This is a genomic window from Pseudomonas sp. UF-293 (assembly GCF_058245595.1).
In genome coordinates this window covers 171359-190873 of sequence record NZ_JBSICA010000002.1, presented here as the reverse complement: position 1 = coordinate 190873, position 19515 = coordinate 171359, and the positions used below count along the sequence as shown (strand labels likewise).

Here is a 19515-nt window from a genome sequence, read left to right as displayed (position 1 = left end):
GCACCATGACCTCTAAAAACAACCCCGCCAGTGCAACAGCCGATCTGACCCTGAGCCCCGCCGCGAACAGCGCGTCATTATCCAGACCGACGCAGCCTTCGCGCCCGCTGTCGACCCAGCAATACCTGTACTTCACCGAGACCAACACCGACCGCATCCTCGATAACCTCGACGGCCTACGTGATTCGGTATTCCCGCGCCCGGCGCATCAGGAAGGTGACAACGAGCAGCACAACGACCAGGAATTCCCCTCGGTGTGCCTGATCGGCCTCGGCCGCTGCGGCTCCAACATCGCCCTCGACGTGGCGGAGCTGGTGTACAACGCGCGCAAGTTCTACCTCAACGAATTCAACAACGAAGATCGCCCGACCGACCGGCGTCTGGCCGACAAGGGCTACAGCCCGGCGCAGTGGATCAAGAACAATCTGCGCATCGGTACCAGCAAATCGACCAAACCGGTGTTTCTGGTAGAACCGCTGGTGATGCTCGGCGACCTCGACAAGGACATTGCCGGGCGCATCCGTTTCTCGCGCAAGGGCGAGAAAAGCGGCTTCCTGCGCGACTACAGCAAAATGAAGATCATGGACTTGTCCGAAGTCCACGCCGGTGGCGCCGGTAACGCGCCGATCCTCGGTCAATATCTGGCGAAGATCATCCTCAACAAGGACACCCAGCGCTTCTCCAGCCCCGACTGGAAAATGATCCACTCGTACCTGATCGACAGCTGCGGGATCAAGGCCAACCAGTCGCGCCTGTATTTCTCGATCTTCAGTGCCGGCGGCGGTACCGGTTCGGGCATGGCCTCGGAGTTCGGCCTGGCGCAGCAGCACTCGTACATGAACAAGACCTTCGACACCAAGCCGATGGACGAGCATGACGGCAAGAGCGGTCATTCGTTTGTCTTCGAGCCGATCTTCACCAGCGGCATCTGCGTGCTGCCGAACATTTCCGACCACCGCAGCGAAATGTCCGAAGCGCTGCACATCAACGCCGGGCGCCTGCTGTGCAAATACCTTTCGGAAGAATGGGATTTCTCTTACAACTTCGCCAACGAAGACAGCAGCGAAGCCAGCGTGATGGGGCGTATCCGCCCGTGGAACGCGATGATGCTGATCTCCAACGACATCATGCGTTACGCCGAAGAAAGCGATGACGGCAATATCCAGAACATTGATGTCAATGCCATGGAGAAGCACGCCAACCAGTACATCTCGCAACAGATCTTCAACATTCTGACGGCGCAGGCAGTCACCACTGACTACGACCAGAACTACTTCCGCCGCGCCGGCATCGACATCGGCGAAACCATCCGCCTGGATGCCAACGACCTGTTCATGAGTCTGGCCGGCCCGGTGGCGATTGCCTACGCCGAATCGGTGGTGCCGGAAACGCCACCGCCGAGCAGCGACAAGTTCAAGGTCTTCGATAAAGAGCCGCAGCGCCTGAACATCGACGACCTGTTCTTCCGCTCGATCGACCTGCCGCACTTCAACAAGGTCACTCAGGCGATCGAAGGCATCAGCCTGTTGCCGATCGAGTCCAAGCGTTATCGCGCTTCGCTTGAGCAGTACAAGAATTCCGGCTACGACGCCGCCGCGCTACACGACCTGCACTTCTTCAAGAATTGCTCGTCGGTGGTCTCGATCGTCTCGCTGCCAAAAGACTACAAACTGTCCTACATGGACCTGAACCGGTTGAAGACCCACCTCAACAGCCTGTTCCCCAACACCACGCTCAAGCGCTATGCGCTGGTGATCGGCGCTTCGGCCAACCTGTCGCTGACCACCCTGATCGCCAAGAGCCCGTGCCTGTCGGACGATTTCCTCACGTTGATCGTGGCGTTCATCAAGCGCTGCTTTGCGAAGAATCCGTACCGTTTCGACGAGACGCTGGATAACTCGATTCTCGACTTCATCATTCAGGAAGACTTCGACGAGGAGCGGATCGACGACCTGCTCAACGAATTCGAAAACCCGGCGAAGATCCTCGATACCAACTGGTACGCGATCAAACCGATGTACGAAAAGAAATACCGTGAGTTGATCAACGACAAGGACAAGTTCGTCTCGATCAATGACATTCGCCTGTCGCGCGACTGCGTGAAGAAGTCGATCAAGTACCTGCGCGAGATCTACCGCCACCGCATTGGCAAGACCAAGGTGATCTCGCTGAATAACCATACCGGGAAGACGTTCTCGGTCTGATCCAGCAGCGAGTCGCTCCATTCGCGAGCAGGCTCGCTCCCACAGGGAAATGCATTCCAGTGTGGGAGCGAGCCTGCTCGCGAAGGAGCCCTCGAATTCACCGACGAATTCAGCTTTACGAACATCCAGAAACAATTAAGCGACCCTCAGGCCGCTCCATAAACTGTTCCCGTTACGTTTACGTCACCGTGAGGCGTGGTGTTTCTCCACGGCAAGGTGCCATCACGCTACTCCGCTACACACTTGCGGCGCGGCAATCGAGGCACCAAAAAGGTGCAGGCAATTAAACAGACGCCCTTTCCTGGATCAGAATCCACGGCGAAACCACTACGGCCCAGAGCTGCGGATCACGTTCGAAAATATCCAGTGCCCGCGTTTCAGACAGCTTGGCGACCTTGTCGTCGGCCAGCCAGGCCGCGACTTTCTCGCCTTCATCCGATGCCACGGCCTCGGCGGCGGCGATCAAATCGAGCGCTGGGTCGACCCACAATAGGGCACCCTTGGCAAAGAACGGCTCCAGCTCTTTCCAGGTAATAGATGCCGTTTCCCCAAGCAGCTTGGCATAGAGGGTGCTAGGTTCTTGATTCATGGGAGCTGTCCGGAAAAGAAATCGACGCGAATGATAACGTCGGTGGTCCGTCAGAAAAACCCGGTTGCAAATCGCTGCACCGAACGAAAAGAGCAGGAACGCCAGGGAATGCTGCCTTTTGGGATATATGCCCCCGATTGCCCCGCCGCAATTCTGTCTCTTTCATTCAAAAATGCGACACCCCCAAGTTTTGCCCCGTGGCGCCCGCTTCCCAGTTGATCAAGCGGCGCTCTACACTGTACCGGTACAGTTGCCGGGGCATTTTCCGGAGGGTATCGCAAAGATATCTGACCCGGTTCTGCTGCTACGGCGCCAGAACTCTAAAAAATACAACAGTAAGAGTGGAGCACTATGACTAAGGCTACTAAGCAGATTTCCAAACTGTTTGCCGCTATGGTTCTGGCCGGGGTTGCCAGCCATTCGTTCGCAGCTGACACCATCAAAATCGGTATCGCCGGCCCTAAAACCGGTCCAGTAGCCCAGTACGGCGACATGCAGTTCAGTGGCGCGAAAATGGCCATCGAGCAGATCAACGCCAAGGGCGGCGTCGACGGCAAGAAACTCGAAGCCGTTGAATACGACGATGCCTGCGATCCGAAACAAGCGGTAGCGGTAGCGAACAAGGTCGTCAACGACGGCGTCAAGTTCGTGGTCGGTCACCTGTGCTCCAGCTCTACCCAGCCAGCTTCGGACATCTACGAAGACGAAGGCGTGATCATGATCACCCCGGCTGCCACCAGCCCGGACATCACCGCCCGTGGCTACAAAATGATCTTCCGCACCATCGGTCTCGACAGCGCCCAGGGCCCTGCCGCCGGCAACTACATCGCCGATCACGTGAAACCGAAAGTGGTTGGCGTGCTGCACGACAAACAGCAGTACGGTGAAGGCATCGCCACCGCCGTGAAATCGACCCTCGAGAAGAAAGGCACCAAGGTTGCCGTCTTCGAAGGCGTCAACGCCGGCGACAAAGACTTCTCCGCAATCATCGCCAAGCTCAAGCAAGCCGGCGTCGACTTCGTCTACTACGGCGGCTACCACCCGGAGCTGGGTCTGATCCTGCGTCAGGCTCAGGAAAAAGGCCTGAAAGCCCGCTTCATGGGTCCGGAAGGCGTGGGTAACGACTCGATCACCCAGATCGCCAAGGACGCGTCCGAAGGCCTGCTGGTGACCCTGCCAAAATCCTTCGACCAGGATCCGGCCAACGTTGCCTTGGCTGACGCGTTCAAAGCCAAGAAGGAAGATCCGAGCGGTCCGTTCGTGTTCCCGTCCTACTCGGCAGTGACCGTGATTGCCGAAGGCATCAAGGCGGCCAAGTCCGAAGACGCGACCAAAGTGGCTGAAGCCATCCACGCCGGTTCGTTCAAGACCCCGACCGGCGACCTGAGCTTCGACGACAAGGGCGACCTGAAGGACTTCAAATTTGTCGTGTACGAGTGGCACAACGGCAAACCTAAAACCGAAGTTTCGCCTCAGTAAGGCCTTGCCCGACTGACTGCCAATAAAGCCCACGGCGTGCCGTGGGCTTTGTTTTGCGAATGTAAGGGCCGCGCTGGCGTGATCCGCCAGTCGGCCCACCTGAAAATCTCAAAACCGTCATCAGCGGTTCGCTGGCAAAACCCGGATTCGAAGTGGATAGAGATCCACGGGGCCGGGCGGGAAAATGACTCCACCAGTGAAATGCGTACAGGTTTTTAGGAGCGCTGTAATGCCTGACCTCTATCACTTCTTCCAACAGCTGGTTAACGGCCTCAACGTTGGCAGCATGTATGCCCTGATCGCCATCGGCTACACGATGGTTTACGGCATCATTGGAATGATCAACTTCGCCCACGGCGAGGTGTACATGATCGGTTCCTACGTGGCGTTCATCGCCATCGCCGGGCTGACCATGATGGGACTCGACAGTGTCCCGCTGTTGATGACCGCGGCGTTCATCGCCAGCATCGTCGTCACCAGTTCCTACGGTTACAGCATCGAACGGATCGCCTACCGCCCCCTGCGCGGCAGCAACCGTCTGATCCCGCTGATTTCCGCCATCGGTATGTCGATATTCCTGCAGAACACCGTTCTGCTGGCGCAAGACTCCAAGGACAAAGCGATCCCCAACCTGATCCCGGGCAACTTCGCCTTCGGTCCGGGTGGCGCACAAGAAGTGCTGATTTCCTACATGCAGATCGTGGTGTTCGTGGTGACCCTGATCGCCATGCTCGGCCTGACCCTGTTCATCTCCCGTTCCCGCCTGGGCCGCGCCTGCCGTGCCTGTGCCGAGGACATCAAGATGGCCAACCTGCTCGGCATCAACACCAACAACATCATCGCCCTGACCTTCGTCATCGGTGCTGCGCTGGCGGCAGTCGCTGCCGTGCTGCTGAGCATGCAATACGGCGTGATCAACCCCAACGCCGGTTTCCTCGTCGGCCTCAAGGCCTTCACCGCTGCGGTACTGGGCGGCATCGGCAGTATCCCCGGGGCCATGCTCGGCGGGTTGGTGCTCGGTGTAGCGGAAGCGTTCGGTGCCGATATCTTCGGCGACCAGTACAAGGACGTCGTTGCGTTCGGCCTGCTGGTTCTGGTGCTGTTGTTCCGTCCGACCGGCATTCTGGGCCGTCCGGAGGTTGAGAAAGTATGACTAGGAATCTTAAACAGGCACTGTTCAGTGCCTTGCTGGTGTGGGCGGTGGCCTACCCGGTACTGGGTCTGAAACTGACCATCGTCGGCATCAATCTGGAAGTGCACAACACCAGCCCTGCGGTACTTGCGACCATCGCGATCTGCTCGGTGCTGATGTTCTTGCGGGTGCTGTTCAACCAGCAGATCAGCAAGGCCTGGCGCTCCTCGCCGGGCATGCCGCTGATCCCGGCCAAGGCCAGCAACTTTCTGACCCTGCCGACCACCCAGCGCTATTTCATCATCGCGCTGATTCTGATCGCCCTGGTCTGGCCGTTCTTCGGCTCCCGTGGCGCGGTGGATATCGCGACGCTGATCCTGATCTACGTGATGCTCGGCCTGGGCCTGAACATCGTTGTCGGTCTGGCCGGTCTGCTTGACCTGGGTTACGTCGGCTTCTACGCCGTCGGCGCCTACAGCTACGCGCTGCTGTCGCATTACTACGGCCTGAGCTTCTGGATCTGCCTGCCGATTGCCGGCCTGATGGCGGCGACGTTCGGCTTCCTGCTGGGCTTCCCGGTGTTGCGTCTGCGTGGCGACTATCTGGCGATCGTGACCTTGGGTTTCGGCGAAATCATCCGTCTGTTCCTGCGTAACCTGACCGACATCACCGGTGGCCCGAACGGCATCAGCAACATCGAGAAACCGACGTTCTTCGGCCTGACCTTCGAGCGCAAAGCCGCCGAAGGCCTGCAGACGTTCCACGAGTATTTCGGCCTGCAATACAACTCGATCAACAAGGTGATCTTCCTTTACCTGGTGGCGCTGTTGCTCGCACTGGCTGCGCTGTTCGTGATCAACCGTCTGCTGCGCATGCCGATCGGCCGTGCGTGGGAAGCGCTGCGTGAAGACGAAATCGCTTGCCGCGCGCTGGGCCTGAACCCGACCGTGATCAAGCTCTCCGCGTTCACCCTGGGTGCTGCGTTCGCCGGTTTCGCCGGCAGCTTCTTTGCTGCGCGTCAGGGTCTGGTGACACCCGAGTCGTTCACCTTCATCGAGTCGGCGATCATCCTCGCCATCGTCGTGTTGGGTGGCATGGGCTCGCAACTGGGTGTGATCCTGGCGGCGATCGTGATGATCCTGTTGCCGGAAATGATGCGTGAGTTCAGCGAGTACCGCATGTTGATGTTCGGTGCGCTGATGGTGCTGATGATGATCTGGCGTCCACAAGGTCTGCTGCCGATGCAACGCCCACACATGGAGTTGCGCAAATGAGCCGCGAGATCCTTAAAGTCGAAAATCTGAGCATGCGCTTCGGCGGCTTGCTGGCGGTCAACGGCGTGGCGCTGACCGTCAAGGAAAAACAGGTGGTTGCCCTGATCGGCCCGAACGGCGCCGGCAAGACCACCGTGTTCAACTGCCTGACCGGCTTCTATCAACCTACCGGCGGCAGCATCCTGCTCGACGGCGAGCCGATCCAGGGCCTGCCGGGCCACAAGATCGCCCTCAAAGGCGTGGTGCGTACCTTCCAGAACGTGCGTTTGTTCAAGGACATGACCGCGGTCGAGAACCTGTTGATCGCCCAGCACCGTCACTTGAACACCAACTTCCTGTCCGGCCTGTTCAAGACCCCGGCGTTCCGCAAAAGCGAGCGCGAGGCCATGGAATTTGCCGAGTACTGGCTGGAAAAGGTCAATCTCAAAGAGTTCGCCAACCGCACCGCCGGCACCCTCGCCTACGGCCAGCAACGGCGTCTGGAAATCGCCCGCTGCATGATGACCCGTCCGCGGATCCTCATGCTCGACGAACCGGCCGCCGGCCTGAACCCGAAGGAAACCGAAGACCTCAAGGCGCTGATCGGTGTGTTGCGCGAAGAGCACAACGTCACCGTGCTGCTGATTGAACACGACATGAAACTGGTCATGAGCATTTCCGACCACATCGTCGTGATCAACCAGGGCACACCGCTGGCCGACGGCACGCCGGACCAGATCCGCGACAATCCTGAAGTGATCAAAGCCTACCTGGGGGAAGCGTAAATGCTGCAGTTCGAAAACGTTTCCACCTTCTACGGCAAGATCCAGGCCCTGCACAGCGTCAACGTCGAAGTCCGTCAGGGCGAGATCGTGACGCTGATCGGCGCCAACGGTGCAGGCAAATCCACGCTGCTGATGACGCTGTGCGGTTCGCCGCAGGCGCACAGCGGCAGCATCCGCTACATGGGTGAGGAACTGGTCGGCCAGGACTCCTCGCAGATCATGCGCAAGAGCATCGCCGTGGTGCCGGAGGGTCGTCGGGTGTTTGCCCGTCTGACCGTGGAAGAAAACCTGTCCATGGGCGGATTCTTCACCGACAAGGGCGACTATCAGGAACAGATGGACAAGGTTCTCGGACTTTTCCCACGCCTGAAAGAACGCTTCAACCAGCGCGGCGGCACCATGTCCGGCGGTGAACAGCAAATGCTCGCCATCGGCCGTGCGCTGATGAGCAAGCCCAAGCTGCTGCTGCTCGACGAGCCATCGCTGGGTCTGGCACCGATCATCATCCAGCAGATCTTCGACATCATCGAACAGCTGCGCAAGGACGGTGTGACGGTGTTCCTGGTCGAGCAGAACGCCAACCAGGCACTGAAAATCGCCGACCGCGCCTACGTTCTAGAGAACGGCCGCGTGGTCATGCAAGGCACCGGTGAAGCGCTGCTGACCGACCCGAAAGTACGCGAGGCGTACCTCGGCGGTTGAGTGTTATCGCTGCACAAAAAAACGGCCTTCGGGCCGTTTTTTTATGCCCACGAAACTGCGGATTTACTCCCCCCTGTGGGGAGCGGGCTTGCTCGCGAAAGCAGTGTGTCAGTTTACGAAGATGTCGACTGATTCACCGCTTTCGCGAGCAAGCCCGCGCGCACAAGGGATAGCCGTGTCAGGAAAATCTCTGAAAAATTTTTGCGGCCCGCTGTAACGCATCGCGGTGAGCGTTCTCTAGAGGGACAAGCAAGCGCAAACCGCTTGCAGTAACCCTGATAAAAAACTGGAGAAACATCATGACTGCGACTACCCGTACCCTGTCCGCTACCGCCCTGGTTCTGGCCCTCGGTTCCGCTCTGAGCATCGCCACTGTCTCCACCGCCCAGGCCGCTGATGCGGACATGGAAAAATGCTTCGGCGTGGCCCTCAAAGGCAAGAACGATTGCGCCGCAGGTGCCGGCACTACCTGCGCCGGCACGGCGAAAGTGGACTATCAGACCAACGCCTGGAAACTTGTTCCAAAAGGCACCTGCGCTACCACCGAAAGCAAAACCTCGCCGACCGGTTTCGGTCAGCTCGAAGCCTTCAAAGCCAAGTCCTGATCCACGGCCTGCCTGAGTGACGCCCATGTTCAATCAACACGAACCGTCCCTGCCGCGCACTCAGGCAGCTCGTTCCGAGCTTCCTGCCCGCGCCGGGCTGGGGCTCAAGACCGGGCACTTCCTCGAAGTGCTCGGCTCCATTCCCGACCTTGGTTTCTTCGAGGTCCACGCCGAAAACTACATGGTGGCCGGCGGCCCGTTTCATCATTTTCTCGGTTTGATCCGCGAGCAGTACCCGCTGTCATTGCACGGCGTGGGCCTGTCGATCGGTGGCGAAGGCCCGCTAGACAGCCAGCACCTCAAACGCCTTGCCGAGCTGATCGAGCGCTATCAACCGCAAGCCTTTTCCGAACATCTGGCCTGGTCGAGCCACGGCCCGGTGTTCCTCAATGATCTGCTGCCACTGGCCTATGACACGCCGACGCTGAACCGCGTCTGTGCGCACATCGACCAGGTGCAGAACACTCTGAAACGACCGATGCTGCTGGAGAACCCGGCGACCTATCTGGGGTTTGAGCACTCGACGATCGACGAGGCCGAGTTCATCGCCGAAGTGATCCGCCGCAGCGGCTGCGGCTTGTTGCTAGACGTCAATAATGTCTACGTGTCGTGCATCAATCATCAGCGCAATCCTTTGGCCTACCTTGATGCGTTACCGCTGCACGCGGTCGGCGAGATTCATCTGGCCGGCTTCGCTGAGGATTGCGACAACCTCGGCGACCGCTTGCTGATCGACGATCACGGCGCGCCGATTGATCAGGCCGTCTGGGATCTGTACCGGCAAGTGCTGCGCCGTATCGGCCCGGTGGCGACGTTGATCGAACGTGATAATCACGTGCCGGCCTTTGACGTATTGCTCGCCGAAGCGCGACAAGCCGCGACGCTGTTGCGTCGCGCGGAGCGTGCGGCATGAGTACGCAAGCGGACTTCGCCGCCGCCCTGCTCAATGTGCAACTGCCGTACCCCAAGGGCCTGTGCAGCCGCAACGGCGCCGATCCGTCACGGCGTTTCGCGGTTTATCGCAACAATGTGCAGAGCTCGCTGATCAATGCTCTGGCCGACAGTTACCCGGTGGTGCAGCAGTTGGTCGGTGAGGAATTTTTCCGTGCCATGGCGGCGATTTTCGTACGCGGTCAGCCGCCGCGAAGTCCGTTGATGAGCCGTTATGGCGAGGACTTCGCCGACTTCATCGCGCAATTCGAACCGATTGCCGGCGTGCCTTATGTCGCGGACGTCGCGCGCCTCGAGTACCTGCGCACTGTCGCTTACCACGCCGCCGATGCGCAGCCCATCCGGCCGGAGCAAGTCAGCGCCGCGCTGGCCGATCCGCAGTCGCTGAGTGAGTTGTGTTTCAAACTGCATCCCTCCCTGCACCTGCTCGACTCAGCCTACGCGGTCGTTGCGATCTGGGCCGCGCATCAGCAGGAGCAAGGTCTGGCGGGAATCGGCCTGAACCAGGGCCAGCATGCCTTGGTACTGCGCAACGGTCTCGACGTTGAAGTATTTGCTCTTGAGCCGGGGGCGAGCGTGTTCATTCGCCATCTGCTCAAGGGTTCGCCATTGCTCGCGGCGGCAGAGAACAGTCCGCCGTTCGATCTCGCCCAAACCCTCGCCTTACTGATTGCGCACAACGCGATCACCCAGCTGAGTTACAAGGAGTTGCCATGAACGCTTTTATCCTGCGCGTCATCGCGCTGTTCGAAAAAATCCCGCACAGCCTGATTGCCTTCATCGCGCGTTTCTCCATTGCCGCGGTGTTCTGGAAGTCCGGGCAAACCAAGGTCGAAGGTCTGGCCATCGACTTGATTGACGGCACCTTTGAACTGGGCTGGCCACGTTTGGCCGATTCGACGATTCCGTTGTTCCAGAGCGAGTACAACCTGCCGTTGCTGTCGCCGGAAATGGCCGCGCATCTGGCGGCGTTTGCCGAGCATGTGTTTCCGCTGCTGATCCTGCTCGGCCTGGCGACGCGGTTTTCGGCGCTGGCTCTTCTCGGCATGACCCTGACCATTCAACTGTTTGTCTACCCGGATGCCTACCCGACCCACGGCACCTGGGCGGCGGTGTTGCTGTACCTGATGGCGACCGGGCCGGGCAAATTGTCGATCGATCACCTGATTGCCCGCCGATGCCAAGGCTGACTTGAAACAGTAGGAGCTGCCGAAGGCTGCGATCTTTTGATCTTGCTTCTAAAAATCAAAAGATCGCAGCCTTCGGCAGCTCCTACAAAGGTTCGGTGTCAGCGCTGGAGTCGATCCAGCGCCACGCCACTGCGCTTGAACCAGCCCATCAGATAATCCGCGAGCACTTGCGTGCGTTTCGGCAATCCCCCCTGATACGGGTGCACCAGATACATCGGCATCCGTCGGGTCTGGTAATCGCGCAGCAGCCAGCGCAAGCGGCCGTCAGCCAATTCGGCTTGCAGCAGATACGAAGGCAAACGGGCGATGCCGGCACCGGACAGCGCGGCTTTTTTCAGCAGGTTGTAATGGTTGCTGGCGAATGGGCCTGAGACCCGCACCCGCAGCAATTCGTGTTGCTGGTGATACAGCCATTCTTCGCGCCCGCTGTAATGACTGTTGAGCAGGCAACGATGCTCGGCCAAGGCATGCGGCGTCGCCGGCTCGCCGAATCGCTCAAGGTAGGCCGGGCTGGCGCAGGTCATTTCGTGCCACGCCAACAGCGGCTTGGCCACCAGCCGATCGTCATTGGCCACTTCGGCGCGAATCGCCAGATCAAAGCCATCGCGCGACAGATCGCGATAGTTGTTGTTCAGCTCCAACTCGATCTGCACCTCAGGGTATTGCCCGGAAAATTCCAGCAGCAAGCCATCGAAGAAAGTCTCGCCGAGCGATACCGGAACCGTCATGCGTACGGGGCCGGCCATGTCGTCCTTCAAACGTGCCAAAGCCTGCCGCGCGCGTTCGACCTGAGCCACCAGCGCCTGCGCCTGTGGCAGCAGCGCCGCCCCCGCTGCCGTCAGGCTCAAGCGCCGGGTGGTGCGTTGCAGCAACACCACACTGAATTGTGCTTCGAGCTGGCTGATGCGCTTGGACAACTGGCCCTTGCTGCAGCCCAACTGCTGTGCAGCGAGGGTGAAACTGCCGGCCTCGATCAGTACCGCAAACGCAGCGAGGTCATCCATTTCGCTCATGGATTGTTTCCATTTGAAAACCAAAGGTTGCCTATTAGTGCGCTTATCCACCGAAAAAACCACTCTAGACTGAAACCTCATTACTCACTTGGGGTACAGCTCGATGAAGATTCTGTTGATAGGCGCCGGTGGCACCATCGGTTCGGCGGTGGACACCGAGTTGTCACAACGCCATGAGGTCATTCGTATCGGACGCAGCAGCGGTGACTTGCAGGTGGATATCAGCGACAGCGCCTCGATCCGCAAGCTGTTCGAACAGACCGGCAAGTTCGACGCGCTGATCTGCGCGGCGGGCAACGTGACGTTCGCAGCGCTGGACGAAATGACCGAAGACAGCTTCGCCCTCGGCCTGAAAGACAAGTTGATGGGCCAGGTCAACCTGCTGCTGATCGGCCGCGAGTACGCCAATGACGGCGCCTCGTTCACCTTCACCACCGGCGTACTCAGCCACGACCCGATTCGCAGCGGCGCCTCGGCAGCGCTGGTCAACGGCGCGCTCGACAGCTTCGTCCGCGCCGCCGCCATCGAACTGCCGCGTGGTCTGCGGGTGAACTCGGTGAGCCCGACCGTACTGACCGAAGCCCTGGGCAAATACGCGCCTTACTTCCGTGGCTTCAAGTCAGTTCCTGCAGTGGAAGTGGCGTTGGCCTACGCGAAAAGTGTCGAAGGCCTGCAAACAGGGCAGACGTTTCACGTGGCCTGAATGACTAATCGATCAAGGTAGGTAAAAGCCGTTTGGCGACAGACCGCGACATTGAGATCCTGAACTCCCCACCCAGCTCGGATCGCACTGTCGCCGTGGAAATGTGCTGGCCGTTGATCGAAAGATTCAATGGCTGGCCCATCGCCTGATGACTGATTGCCTTAGCCCTCTCAGTGGCTGCGGGTGTCAACACCAGGGATAGTTCGACAAGATCCGGATTGGGCCCCTGATCATCCTTGAGCAGCATTACCATCTTTGTGAAATCAACCCCTGAAGAGAAAGCCAAATCGGCTGCCTGGACGCTGGCAGCGCTTGCAGATGCCAACAGCAACAGCGCAATTTTCCATCTCATTGAACACTCCCTGATCTATCAAAAAAGTGCATGAGACTATGCGGCGCTCCCGCGCCTGACTCAATAGTGGCAGACCAGACCTTGTGATCGGCACTCAGCCTCAGTAACGTGGCGACACTTGTCTGGAGAGCCAAAGATGCGTGTTGCCCGTTCGATCATCCTCGTTGCCCTGCTGCCGTTGTTTGCCGCCTGCCAGTTGTTCGACGGCCAGCGGGAAAGTGTGTCCCATGCCGGGCAGACGCGCATGCAGGGGCAACTGACCGCCGCCGACGGCAAACTGATGTTCCAGCCGTGTCAGGATCAGCGGCAACTGGTGGTCAACGACATCGGCGGTACCAGCGTCCTGCAAGAGGCCGCCACCCTCGCCGACGAGCAGGGCAAGCTGTTTGCCGATGTGCGCGGCAAGGTCTCCGGCGACCGCCTCGACCTGGGTCAGTTGTATCGTGTCGAACGCTCGGGCACGGCCTGCGACGATCCAAACTTCAAACTGTTGATTCTGCGCGCTGCCGGCCATGGCCCGGAGTGGAATGTGAAGGTCAGCGGCAAAGGCATGGTCATCGAGCGCGACGGCCAGGCTCCACTGGCCGTGCCGTATGTGGAAGAGCAACTGGGCGACGGCCGCTTCAATCTCAGCAGCGAAGCCAACAACCAGCGCATTGAATTGTGGATCGCGCCACAGCGCTGTGCCGACAGCAGCACCGGCAGCGTGCAGCACATGAGCGCCGAGTTGCGTATCGACGGTCAGGTCCAGCGCGGCTGCGGCTATTTCGGCGGCGCACGCAACGACTGATCGTTTTTCCCCCACGGATCCGCTCGCGGCGGCTTATAATCGCCGCCTTCAAACGCCCTGGCGCAGTTGTGCGCCCCGCGAATCCGGATCCCCGCCATGTTACGAATCACCGAACTCAAGCTGCCAATCGATCATCCCGAAGAAGACCTGCGCGTCGCCATCGTGCAACGCCTGGGCATCACCAGCGATGATCTGCTCGATTTCACCTTGTTCAAGCGCAGCTATGACGCGCGCAAAAAGTCCTCCGAACTGTGCTTCATCTACACCATCGACCTCAACGTACGCGACGAGGCCAAGGTGTTGGGCAAGTTCGCCGACGACCGTAACGTCAACGTGGCACCGGATGTCAGCTACAAATTCGTCGGCCAGGCACCCAGCGATCTCGGCCAGCGGCCGATCGTCGTCGGTTTCGGCCCGTGCGGCATTTTCGCCGGCCTGCTGCTGGCACAGATGGGCTTCAAACCGATCATTCTCGAGCGCGGCACCGAAGTCCGTCAGCGCACCAAGGACACCTGGGGCCTGTGGCGCAAAAGCGTACTCAACCCCGAGTCCAACGTGCAGTTCGGCGAAGGCGGCGCGGGGACGTTCTCCGACGGCAAACTCTACAGCCAGATCAAGGACCCGAAATTCCTCGGCCGCAAAGTCCTGCACGAGTTCGTCAAGGCCGGTGCGCCGGAAGAAATTCTCTACGTCAGCAAGCCGCACATCGGTACGTTCCGCCTGACCGGTATGGTCGAAAACATGCGCGAGCAGATCCGCGAACTGGGCGGTGAAGTGCGCTTCCAGGAGCGCGTCAGCGACGTGCTGATCGAAGACGGCCAACTGGTGGGCGTGCAACTGGCCAGCGGCGAAACCCTGCATTCCAAACACGTGGTCCTGGCCCTCGGCCACAGCGCCCGCGACACCTTCCGCATGCTCCACAGCCGTGGTGTGTTCATGGAAGCCAAGCCGTTCTCGGTGGGTTTCCGCATCGAACACCCACAATCGTTGATCGACCGCGCGCGCCTGGGCAAGTACGCCGGCCACCCGAAACTCGGCGCTGCCGATTACAAACTGGTGCACCACGCCAAGAACGGCCGTTCGGTCTACAGCTTCTGCATGTGCCCGGGCGGCACTGTGGTCGCGGCGACGTCCGAGCCCAATCGCGTGGTCACCAATGGCATGAGCCAATACTCGCGTAACGAGCGCAATGCCAACTCCGGCATCGTCGTCGGCATCACCCCGGAAGTCGATTATCCGGGCGGCCCGCTCGCCGGTATCGAGTTGCAGGAGCGCCTGGAATCCCACGCGTTCATCCTTGGCGGCAGCGACTACAAGGCTCCGGCGCAACTGGTTGGCGACTTCATCAACGGCAAGCCTTCGACCGAGCTGGGCGAAGTCGAGCCGTCGTACAAGCCGGGCGTCGCGCTGGGCGATCTGGCGCTGGCGCTGCCGGACTTTGCCATTGAGGCGATCCGTGAAGCCTTGCCGGCGTTCGAGAAGCAGATTCGCGGTTATTCCCTGCACGACGCGGTGCTGACGGGAATCGAGACGCGCACTTCGTCGCCGCTGCGCATCACCCGCAACGAGTCGCTGCAGAGCATGAACGTCAAAGGCCTGTTCCCGGCCGGTGAAGGCGCGGGCTATGCGGGCGGAATTCTCTCGGCGGGTGTCGACGGGATTCGCATTGCCGAGGCAGTGGCGCGGGATATCCTCGGCCTCGACGCCTGATCCGCTAAGTTCGCAACAACGCAAAACCCTGTGGGAGCGAGCCTGCTCGCGAAAGCGGTCTGTCACTCAACGAAGTTGTTGAATGTGACTCCGCCTTCGCGAGCAGGCTCGCTCCCACAGTGGTTTCTGCATTTGGCTTTAGATATTCGCGCGCAGCACCGAGCCCGGCAGCGCCTCCCCGCGCTCGGCACTCGCCGCCACCGCTGCAATCAAATCACCCAGTTCATACCCCTGCGCCTTCAGCCATTCCTGATCGTAATACGTGTCGGCATAACGCTCGCCGCCATCGCACAGGATCGCCACGATCGACCCCGACTGCCCCGCCGCTTTCATCTGCTGCGCCGCCATCAGCGCACCGATCAGATTGGTCCCGCTCGACCCGCCAACATGCCGCCCCAAACGCTGCGCCAGATAATGCATGGCCGCCAGCGACAAGGCGTCCGGCACCTTGACCATCGCATCGATCACCTTGGGCAGGAACGACGCTTCGACCCGAGGCCGGCCAATGCCTTCGATGCGTGAGCCGCAGTCCAGGCGAAGGCTGGCATCTCCCGTCTGGTAGAAATCGAAGAACACCGAGCGCTCGGCATCGGCACACAACACCCGGGTGCAGTGCTGGCGATAGCGCACGTATCGGCCGAGGGTCGCCGTAGTGCCGCCAGTGCCGGGGCTGGAAATCAGCCAGGTCGGCTCAGGGTGTTTTTCGTAGCGCATCTGCTGGAAGATCGACTCGGCGATGTTGTTGTTCGCTCGCCAGTCGGTGGCACGTTCGGCGTAGGTGAACTGGTCGATGAAGTGACCGCCATGCTCGCGGGCCAGGCGCTCGGATTCGGCGTAGATCTGCGTCGGATCCTGCACCAGGTGGCTCTGGCCGCCGTAGAAGGCAATCTGGGCAATCTTCTCTTTCGAGGTGGTCGCGGGCATCACCGCGATAAACGGCAAACCGAGCATGCGCGCGAAATACGCTTCCGAAATCGCCGTCGAGCCGCTGGACGCTTCGATCACCGGCGCACCGGGTTTCAGCCAGCCGTTGCACAGCGCGTAAAGGAACAGCGAACGTGCCAGGCGATGCTTGAGGCTGCCGGTCGGGTGGCTGGACTCGTCCTTGAAATACAACTCGATGCCGGCAAAACCTGGCAGCGGCAAGGGGATCAGGTGGGTGTCGGCGCTGCGCTGGAAGTCCGCCTCAATGATGCGGATGGCTTCGCGGGCCCACTGTCGGTTGTCGCTCATGGTTTCGGTTCTCGTTGAATCAGCAGGAGATCGGTCTCCTGAAAAGGTCTGGCGCAAGCTTAGGAAAAATCCGGCAGACGGCAAAGATACAGCTGAGTCTCAATGTGTCAGGCAACTGCTAGGCTCAGTGTTGCCCGAGGCAGACAGCCTGTAACGACATATAACAAAAAAGAATATAACTTTTGTTTTAACAACTAACGGTACGGGTTAGGGTGTTTCACCTTTTCTTGAATCGATGGAGAGCGACCTTGCCTCTGCGTAGCACTTTCACGCGTTTCTTTCAGTTGGAAGCCGCCAGCGGTCTGCTGTTGATCGCCGCAGCCGTTCTCGCGCTGATCATCAACAATTCACCGCTGTCGTGGCTGTATACCGGCCTGCTCGACACCCCTGTGGTGGCGCAGATCGGTGCGTTGAAAATCGCCAAACCCCTGCTGCTGTGGATCAATGACGGCCTGATGGCGATGTTCTTCCTGCTGATCGGTCTGGAAGTGAAACGCGAAGTGCTCGACGGTCAACTGTCCAGGCCCTCACAGATCGTCCTCCCTGGCGCAGCGGCGATCGGCGGCATGCTGGTGCCGGCGCTGATCTACTGGTTCCTCAATCGCGACAACCCTGCCGCCCTGAGTGGCTGGGCCATTCCGACCGCCACCGACATTGCCTTCGCCCTCGGCGTATTGGCCCTGCTCGGCAAACGCGTGCCGGTGTCGCTGAAACTGTTCCTGATGACCCTGGCGATCATTGATGACCTCGGCGCCATCGTCATCATCGCAATCTTCTATTCCGGCGAACTCTCGACCCTGTCCCTTGGCCTGGCGGCTGCGTGCATTGCCGCGCTGGTGGCGATGAACCGGCTCGGCGTGGTCAAGCTCGGGCCGTACATGATCATCGGCCTGATCCTCTGGGTCTGCGTGCTCAAGAGCGGTGTCCACGCGACACTGGCCGGTGTGACCCTGGCTTTCTGCATTCCCCTGCGCACGAAAAACGCCGAGTCGTCGCCGCTGCTGACCCTCGAACACGCGCTGCACCCCTGGGTCGCCTACGGCATCCTGCCGCTGTTCGCCTTCGCGAACGCCGGCCTGTCACTGAGCGGCGTCACCGTCGAAAGCTTCACCCACGACGTACCGATGGGCATCGCCATCGGCCTGCTGCTGGGCAAGACCGTCGGCGTGTTCGGCCTGACCTGGCTGGCGGTCAAGATCGGCATCGCCGCCCTGCCCCAAGGCGCCAACTGGGGCCAGGTCCTCGGCGTCGCGATCCTCTGCGGCATCGGCTTCACCATGAGCCTGTTCGTCGGCTCGCTGGCCTTCGAGCCCGGCGTCAGTGATTACGCCGGCATGGATCGCATGGGCATCCTCACCGGCTCGATTCTCGCAGCGGTGATTGGTTATGCGGTGACGGCGGCGGCGAGTCGCAAGAATTCACAACTGCAATGACCCCTGTGGCGAGGGAGCTTGCCCCTCGCCACAGATTCTCCGCCTGACAGTTACGCAGCGAACAATCCCCACGTCATTAGCGACCCGTCCTACAGCCACACTTTCTCCGCTTCGATAACGTCCTGCAGCCCCTTTCCGAGGGGCTGTCGATGATGAACGAAGGGACGATCAGTGGCGCGGAACAAGGACATTCCCCGGGTGCAAAACCCACCGCAGGGCGACGGGCATCACGTTACCTGGCGGTATATGACGGCCGCAGAACTGGCCGAGCGCGAAGCCGGGCAAAACGCTTACGACGCGATGCTGGCGCGGCAGGAGGCTTTCGAGCACAGCCGTGAAGTGCCTGCGAAAAAACCTGAAGCCGTGCGTGCCGGCTGTGTATTCGCCAAGTCCTGCAAGTTGCCGGATGCGATTATCGATTACAGCAATCCTTCCGGCATGGTGCCGACCGACAGCCTGAAGGATTACGGCGAGCTGATCCTGCTCGGCGCTCGCGAAGCCGACGCAAGCGGCGGCATTCCTCTCAAGAAAATCAGCGCCAACGCCATCCCGGTCGGGTTCGGCAGTCTGGCACTGGCAGGTTCGGCTTTTGAAGCGCTGCCAGCGCTCGCATCAAGCGCAGCCGCTGCGTCTTTGGTGGGCCTGGTTGCGCTGCTGATGCCGTCAAGCCTGGGCGACAGCGCGCTCTACACCGATGAGCAACTAAGCACACTCAAACAAGCCCGAACCCGCGTGCGCCTGCGCGTCGAGCAACAGGCCGACGGCAGCCTCAAGGGTTACGGTTTCTACACCGGTAAGAACCGCGATTGGGAAATGGTCGATGTCGTGCAGTTCATTGCCCGCGGCGACCGGTTCGTTGCGGATCTTGGTGAAGGCGTCGAACTGCTCTGGACCCCGGCGGTGGATGGCTCGGACATTCTCGGCATTCCAGCACTGGAGGCCGCACCGCAGGCACCGCATATCTGGGTGTATCCACCGACGAAGGCGGCGGACGGGATACTGGTGAATCCGCTTTATCCACCGGAGTACAAAGATTTCATTCTGGTGTTTCCCGCAGACTCGGGTGTAAAACCGATTTATATCGTTGTCAGCTCTGCGAAAGGCACCGCTGAAGCGGGACATACCTATCACCCCGCTCCCGAAACGTCGGATATCACAGCCTTTCCCGATTTAAGAAGAGCGAAAAAGAAAACACCGTTCAACGGTGGGCTTAGGGATCGCTGGATCAACGCAAAAGGCCGAATAATCTATGAATGGGACTATCTACATGGCGAGCTTGAAGCCTACCGCGCAAGCGATGGTAGCCATTTAGGCTCTTACGACCACAGAACTGGTGAACAGATAGATCCACCCAAAAAGAACCGTAGTATCAAAAAATATTTATGAGGATT

The 19515-nt window shown here is 59.9% G+C and carries 19 protein-coding genes; 15 read left to right on the top strand and 4 right to left on the bottom strand.

What is annotated here, in order from left to right; genetic code table 11:
- The first annotated feature begins 5 nt into the window (after positions 1–5).
- The gene (locus tag AC4IHP_RS03310) at positions 6–2204 is read left to right on the top strand and encodes a hypothetical protein (RefSeq protein WP_460124696.1); all 2199 of its coding nucleotides are present in this window, start codon (positions 6–8) and stop codon (positions 2202–2204) included.
- 283 nt (positions 2205–2487) lie between these two features.
- On the opposite strand, the gene AC4IHP_RS03305 is transcribed toward AC4IHP_RS03310, so the two are convergent.
- Positions 2488–2793, bottom strand: coding sequence for a DUF2288 domain-containing protein (locus AC4IHP_RS03305; protein WP_490830865.1), 306 nt, complete (start codon positions 2791–2793; stop codon positions 2488–2490).
- A gap of 351 nt (positions 2794–3144) precedes the next feature.
- On the opposite strand from AC4IHP_RS03305, the gene AC4IHP_RS03300 reads away from it, so the two are divergent.
- The 9 genes from AC4IHP_RS03300 to AC4IHP_RS03260 all read left to right on the top strand — a co-directional run bounded on the left by AC4IHP_RS03300 (position 3145) and on the right by AC4IHP_RS03260 (position 10890).
- Positions 3145–4272 carry a branched-chain amino acid ABC transporter substrate-binding protein gene (locus tag AC4IHP_RS03300; RefSeq protein ID WP_016771354.1) on the top strand — a complete coding sequence of 376 codons (1128 nt, stop codon included), beginning with the start codon at positions 3145–3147 and terminating at the stop codon, positions 4270–4272.
- Between the two features lie 229 nt (positions 4273–4501).
- Complete coding sequence (gene livH, locus AC4IHP_RS03295; RefSeq protein ID WP_016771355.1) at positions 4502–5425, top strand: high-affinity branched-chain amino acid ABC transporter permease LivH; 924 nt, start codon at positions 4502–4504, stop codon at positions 5423–5425.
- Positions 5422–6678, top strand: coding sequence for a high-affinity branched-chain amino acid ABC transporter permease LivM (locus tag AC4IHP_RS03290; protein WP_016771356.1), 1257 nt, complete (start codon positions 5422–5424; stop codon positions 6676–6678). The genes livH and AC4IHP_RS03290 overlap by 4 nt, the downstream gene beginning before the upstream one ends.
- Positions 6675–7442, top strand: coding sequence for a high-affinity branched-chain amino acid ABC transporter ATP-binding protein LivG (livG, locus tag AC4IHP_RS03285; protein WP_186534383.1), 768 nt, complete (start codon positions 6675–6677; stop codon positions 7440–7442). Before AC4IHP_RS03290 ends, livG begins: the two co-directional genes overlap by 4 nt.
- Complete coding sequence (locus AC4IHP_RS03280) at positions 7443–8144, top strand: ABC transporter ATP-binding protein (protein ID WP_003222380.1); 702 nt, start codon at positions 7443–7445, stop codon at positions 8142–8144. It begins immediately after the preceding gene.
- Positions 8145–8443: 299 nt separating this feature from the next.
- Complete coding sequence (locus tag AC4IHP_RS03275) at positions 8444–8749, top strand: BufA1 family periplasmic bufferin-type metallophore (RefSeq protein ID WP_490830864.1); 306 nt, start codon at positions 8444–8446, stop codon at positions 8747–8749.
- Between the two features lie 25 nt (positions 8750–8774).
- Entirely contained in the window at positions 8775–9662 is an 888-nt protein-coding gene (gene bufB, locus AC4IHP_RS03270) for an MNIO family bufferin maturase (RefSeq protein WP_460124689.1), read from the top strand.
- Positions 9659–10417 carry an HvfC/BufC N-terminal domain-containing protein gene (locus AC4IHP_RS03265; protein ID WP_490830863.1) on the top strand — a complete coding sequence of 253 codons (759 nt, stop codon included), beginning with the start codon at positions 9659–9661 and terminating at the stop codon, positions 10415–10417. The genes bufB and AC4IHP_RS03265 overlap by 4 nt, the downstream gene beginning before the upstream one ends.
- A complete protein-coding gene (locus AC4IHP_RS03260) occupies positions 10414–10890 on the top strand; it encodes a DoxX family protein (protein WP_460124683.1) in 477 nt (158 codons plus the stop codon). The genes AC4IHP_RS03265 and AC4IHP_RS03260 overlap by 4 nt, the downstream gene beginning before the upstream one ends.
- 98 nt (positions 10891–10988) lie before the next feature.
- Here AC4IHP_RS03260 and AC4IHP_RS03255 read toward each other — a convergent pair whose 3' ends face one another.
- The gene (locus tag AC4IHP_RS03255) at positions 10989–11903 is read right to left on the bottom strand and encodes a LysR family transcriptional regulator (RefSeq protein ID WP_490830862.1); all 915 of its coding nucleotides are present in this window, start codon (positions 11901–11903) and stop codon (positions 10989–10991) included.
- 103 nt (positions 11904–12006) lie between these two features.
- Here AC4IHP_RS03255 and AC4IHP_RS03250 point away from each other — a divergent pair, with 103 nt between their 5' ends.
- A complete protein-coding gene (locus tag AC4IHP_RS03250; RefSeq protein ID WP_490830861.1) occupies positions 12007–12606 on the top strand; it encodes a short chain dehydrogenase in 600 nt (199 codons plus the stop codon).
- Between the two features lie 4 nt (positions 12607–12610).
- On the opposite strand, the gene AC4IHP_RS03245 is transcribed toward AC4IHP_RS03250, so the two are convergent.
- Entirely contained in the window at positions 12611–12958 is a 348-nt protein-coding gene (locus AC4IHP_RS03245; RefSeq protein ID WP_490830860.1) for a hypothetical protein, read from the bottom strand.
- 136 nt (positions 12959–13094) lie between these two features.
- Here AC4IHP_RS03245 and AC4IHP_RS03240 point away from each other — a divergent pair, with 136 nt between their 5' ends.
- Together AC4IHP_RS03240 and AC4IHP_RS03235 are read left to right on the top strand one after the other, a co-directional pair.
- Entirely contained in the window at positions 13095–13748 is a 654-nt protein-coding gene (locus tag AC4IHP_RS03240; protein ID WP_490830859.1) for a COG3650 family protein, read from the top strand.
- 96 nt (positions 13749–13844) lie between these two features.
- A complete protein-coding gene (locus AC4IHP_RS03235) occupies positions 13845–15458 on the top strand; it encodes an NAD(P)/FAD-dependent oxidoreductase (protein ID WP_490830858.1) in 1614 nt (537 codons plus the stop codon).
- A gap of 138 nt (positions 15459–15596) precedes the next feature.
- Here the strand turns inward: AC4IHP_RS03235 and AC4IHP_RS03230 are convergent, their stop codons facing one another.
- Positions 15597–16691 carry a PLP-dependent cysteine synthase family protein gene (locus AC4IHP_RS03230; protein ID WP_490830857.1) on the bottom strand — a complete coding sequence of 365 codons (1095 nt, stop codon included), beginning with the start codon at positions 16689–16691 and terminating at the stop codon, positions 15597–15599.
- Positions 16692–16939: 248 nt separating this feature from the next.
- On the opposite strand from AC4IHP_RS03230, the gene nhaA reads away from it, so the two are divergent.
- Together nhaA and AC4IHP_RS03220 are read left to right on the top strand one after the other, a co-directional pair.
- Positions 16940–18124, top strand: a complete 1185-nt coding sequence (nhaA, locus tag AC4IHP_RS03225) for a Na+/H+ antiporter NhaA (protein WP_490830856.1) — start codon at positions 16940–16942, stop codon at positions 18122–18124.
- 171 nt (positions 18125–18295) lie between these two features.
- Entirely contained in the window at positions 18296–19510 is a 1215-nt protein-coding gene (locus AC4IHP_RS03220; protein ID WP_490830855.1) for an S-type pyocin domain-containing protein, read from the top strand.
- Positions 19511–19515 lie beyond the last annotated feature (5 nt).

What these genes read in the sequence shown, in the direction of transcription:
- AC4IHP_RS03310 (WP_460124696.1), top strand. Translation starts at nt 6, where the DNA reads ATGACCTCTAAAAACAACCCCGCCAGTGCAACAGCCGATCTGACCCTG.
- AC4IHP_RS03305 (WP_490830865.1), bottom strand. Translation starts at nt 2,793, where the DNA reads ATGAATCAAGAACCTAGCACCCTCTATGCCAAGCTGCTTGGGGAAACG.
- AC4IHP_RS03300 (WP_016771354.1), top strand. Translation starts at nt 3,145, where the DNA reads ATGACTAAGGCTACTAAGCAGATTTCCAAACTGTTTGCCGCTATGGTT.
- livH (WP_016771355.1), top strand. Translation starts at nt 4,502, where the DNA reads ATGCCTGACCTCTATCACTTCTTCCAACAGCTGGTTAACGGCCTCAAC.
- AC4IHP_RS03290 (WP_016771356.1), top strand. Translation starts at nt 5,422, where the DNA reads ATGACTAGGAATCTTAAACAGGCACTGTTCAGTGCCTTGCTGGTGTGG.
- livG (WP_186534383.1), top strand. Translation starts at nt 6,675, where the DNA reads ATGAGCCGCGAGATCCTTAAAGTCGAAAATCTGAGCATGCGCTTCGGC.
- AC4IHP_RS03280 (WP_003222380.1), top strand. Translation starts at nt 7,443, where the DNA reads ATGCTGCAGTTCGAAAACGTTTCCACCTTCTACGGCAAGATCCAGGCC.
- AC4IHP_RS03275 (WP_490830864.1), top strand. Translation starts at nt 8,444, where the DNA reads ATGACTGCGACTACCCGTACCCTGTCCGCTACCGCCCTGGTTCTGGCC.
- bufB (WP_460124689.1), top strand. Translation starts at nt 8,775, where the DNA reads ATGTTCAATCAACACGAACCGTCCCTGCCGCGCACTCAGGCAGCTCGT.
- AC4IHP_RS03265 (WP_490830863.1), top strand. Translation starts at nt 9,659, where the DNA reads ATGAGTACGCAAGCGGACTTCGCCGCCGCCCTGCTCAATGTGCAACTG.
- AC4IHP_RS03260 (WP_460124683.1), top strand. Translation starts at nt 10,414, where the DNA reads ATGAACGCTTTTATCCTGCGCGTCATCGCGCTGTTCGAAAAAATCCCG.
- AC4IHP_RS03255 (WP_490830862.1), bottom strand. Translation starts at nt 11,903, where the DNA reads ATGAGCGAAATGGATGACCTCGCTGCGTTTGCGGTACTGATCGAGGCC.
- AC4IHP_RS03250 (WP_490830861.1), top strand. Translation starts at nt 12,007, where the DNA reads ATGAAGATTCTGTTGATAGGCGCCGGTGGCACCATCGGTTCGGCGGTG.
- AC4IHP_RS03245 (WP_490830860.1), bottom strand. Translation starts at nt 12,958, where the DNA reads ATGAGATGGAAAATTGCGCTGTTGCTGTTGGCATCTGCAAGCGCTGCC.
- AC4IHP_RS03240 (WP_490830859.1), top strand. Translation starts at nt 13,095, where the DNA reads ATGCGTGTTGCCCGTTCGATCATCCTCGTTGCCCTGCTGCCGTTGTTT.
- AC4IHP_RS03235 (WP_490830858.1), top strand. Translation starts at nt 13,845, where the DNA reads ATGTTACGAATCACCGAACTCAAGCTGCCAATCGATCATCCCGAAGAA.
- AC4IHP_RS03230 (WP_490830857.1), bottom strand. Translation starts at nt 16,691, where the DNA reads ATGAGCGACAACCGACAGTGGGCCCGCGAAGCCATCCGCATCATTGAG.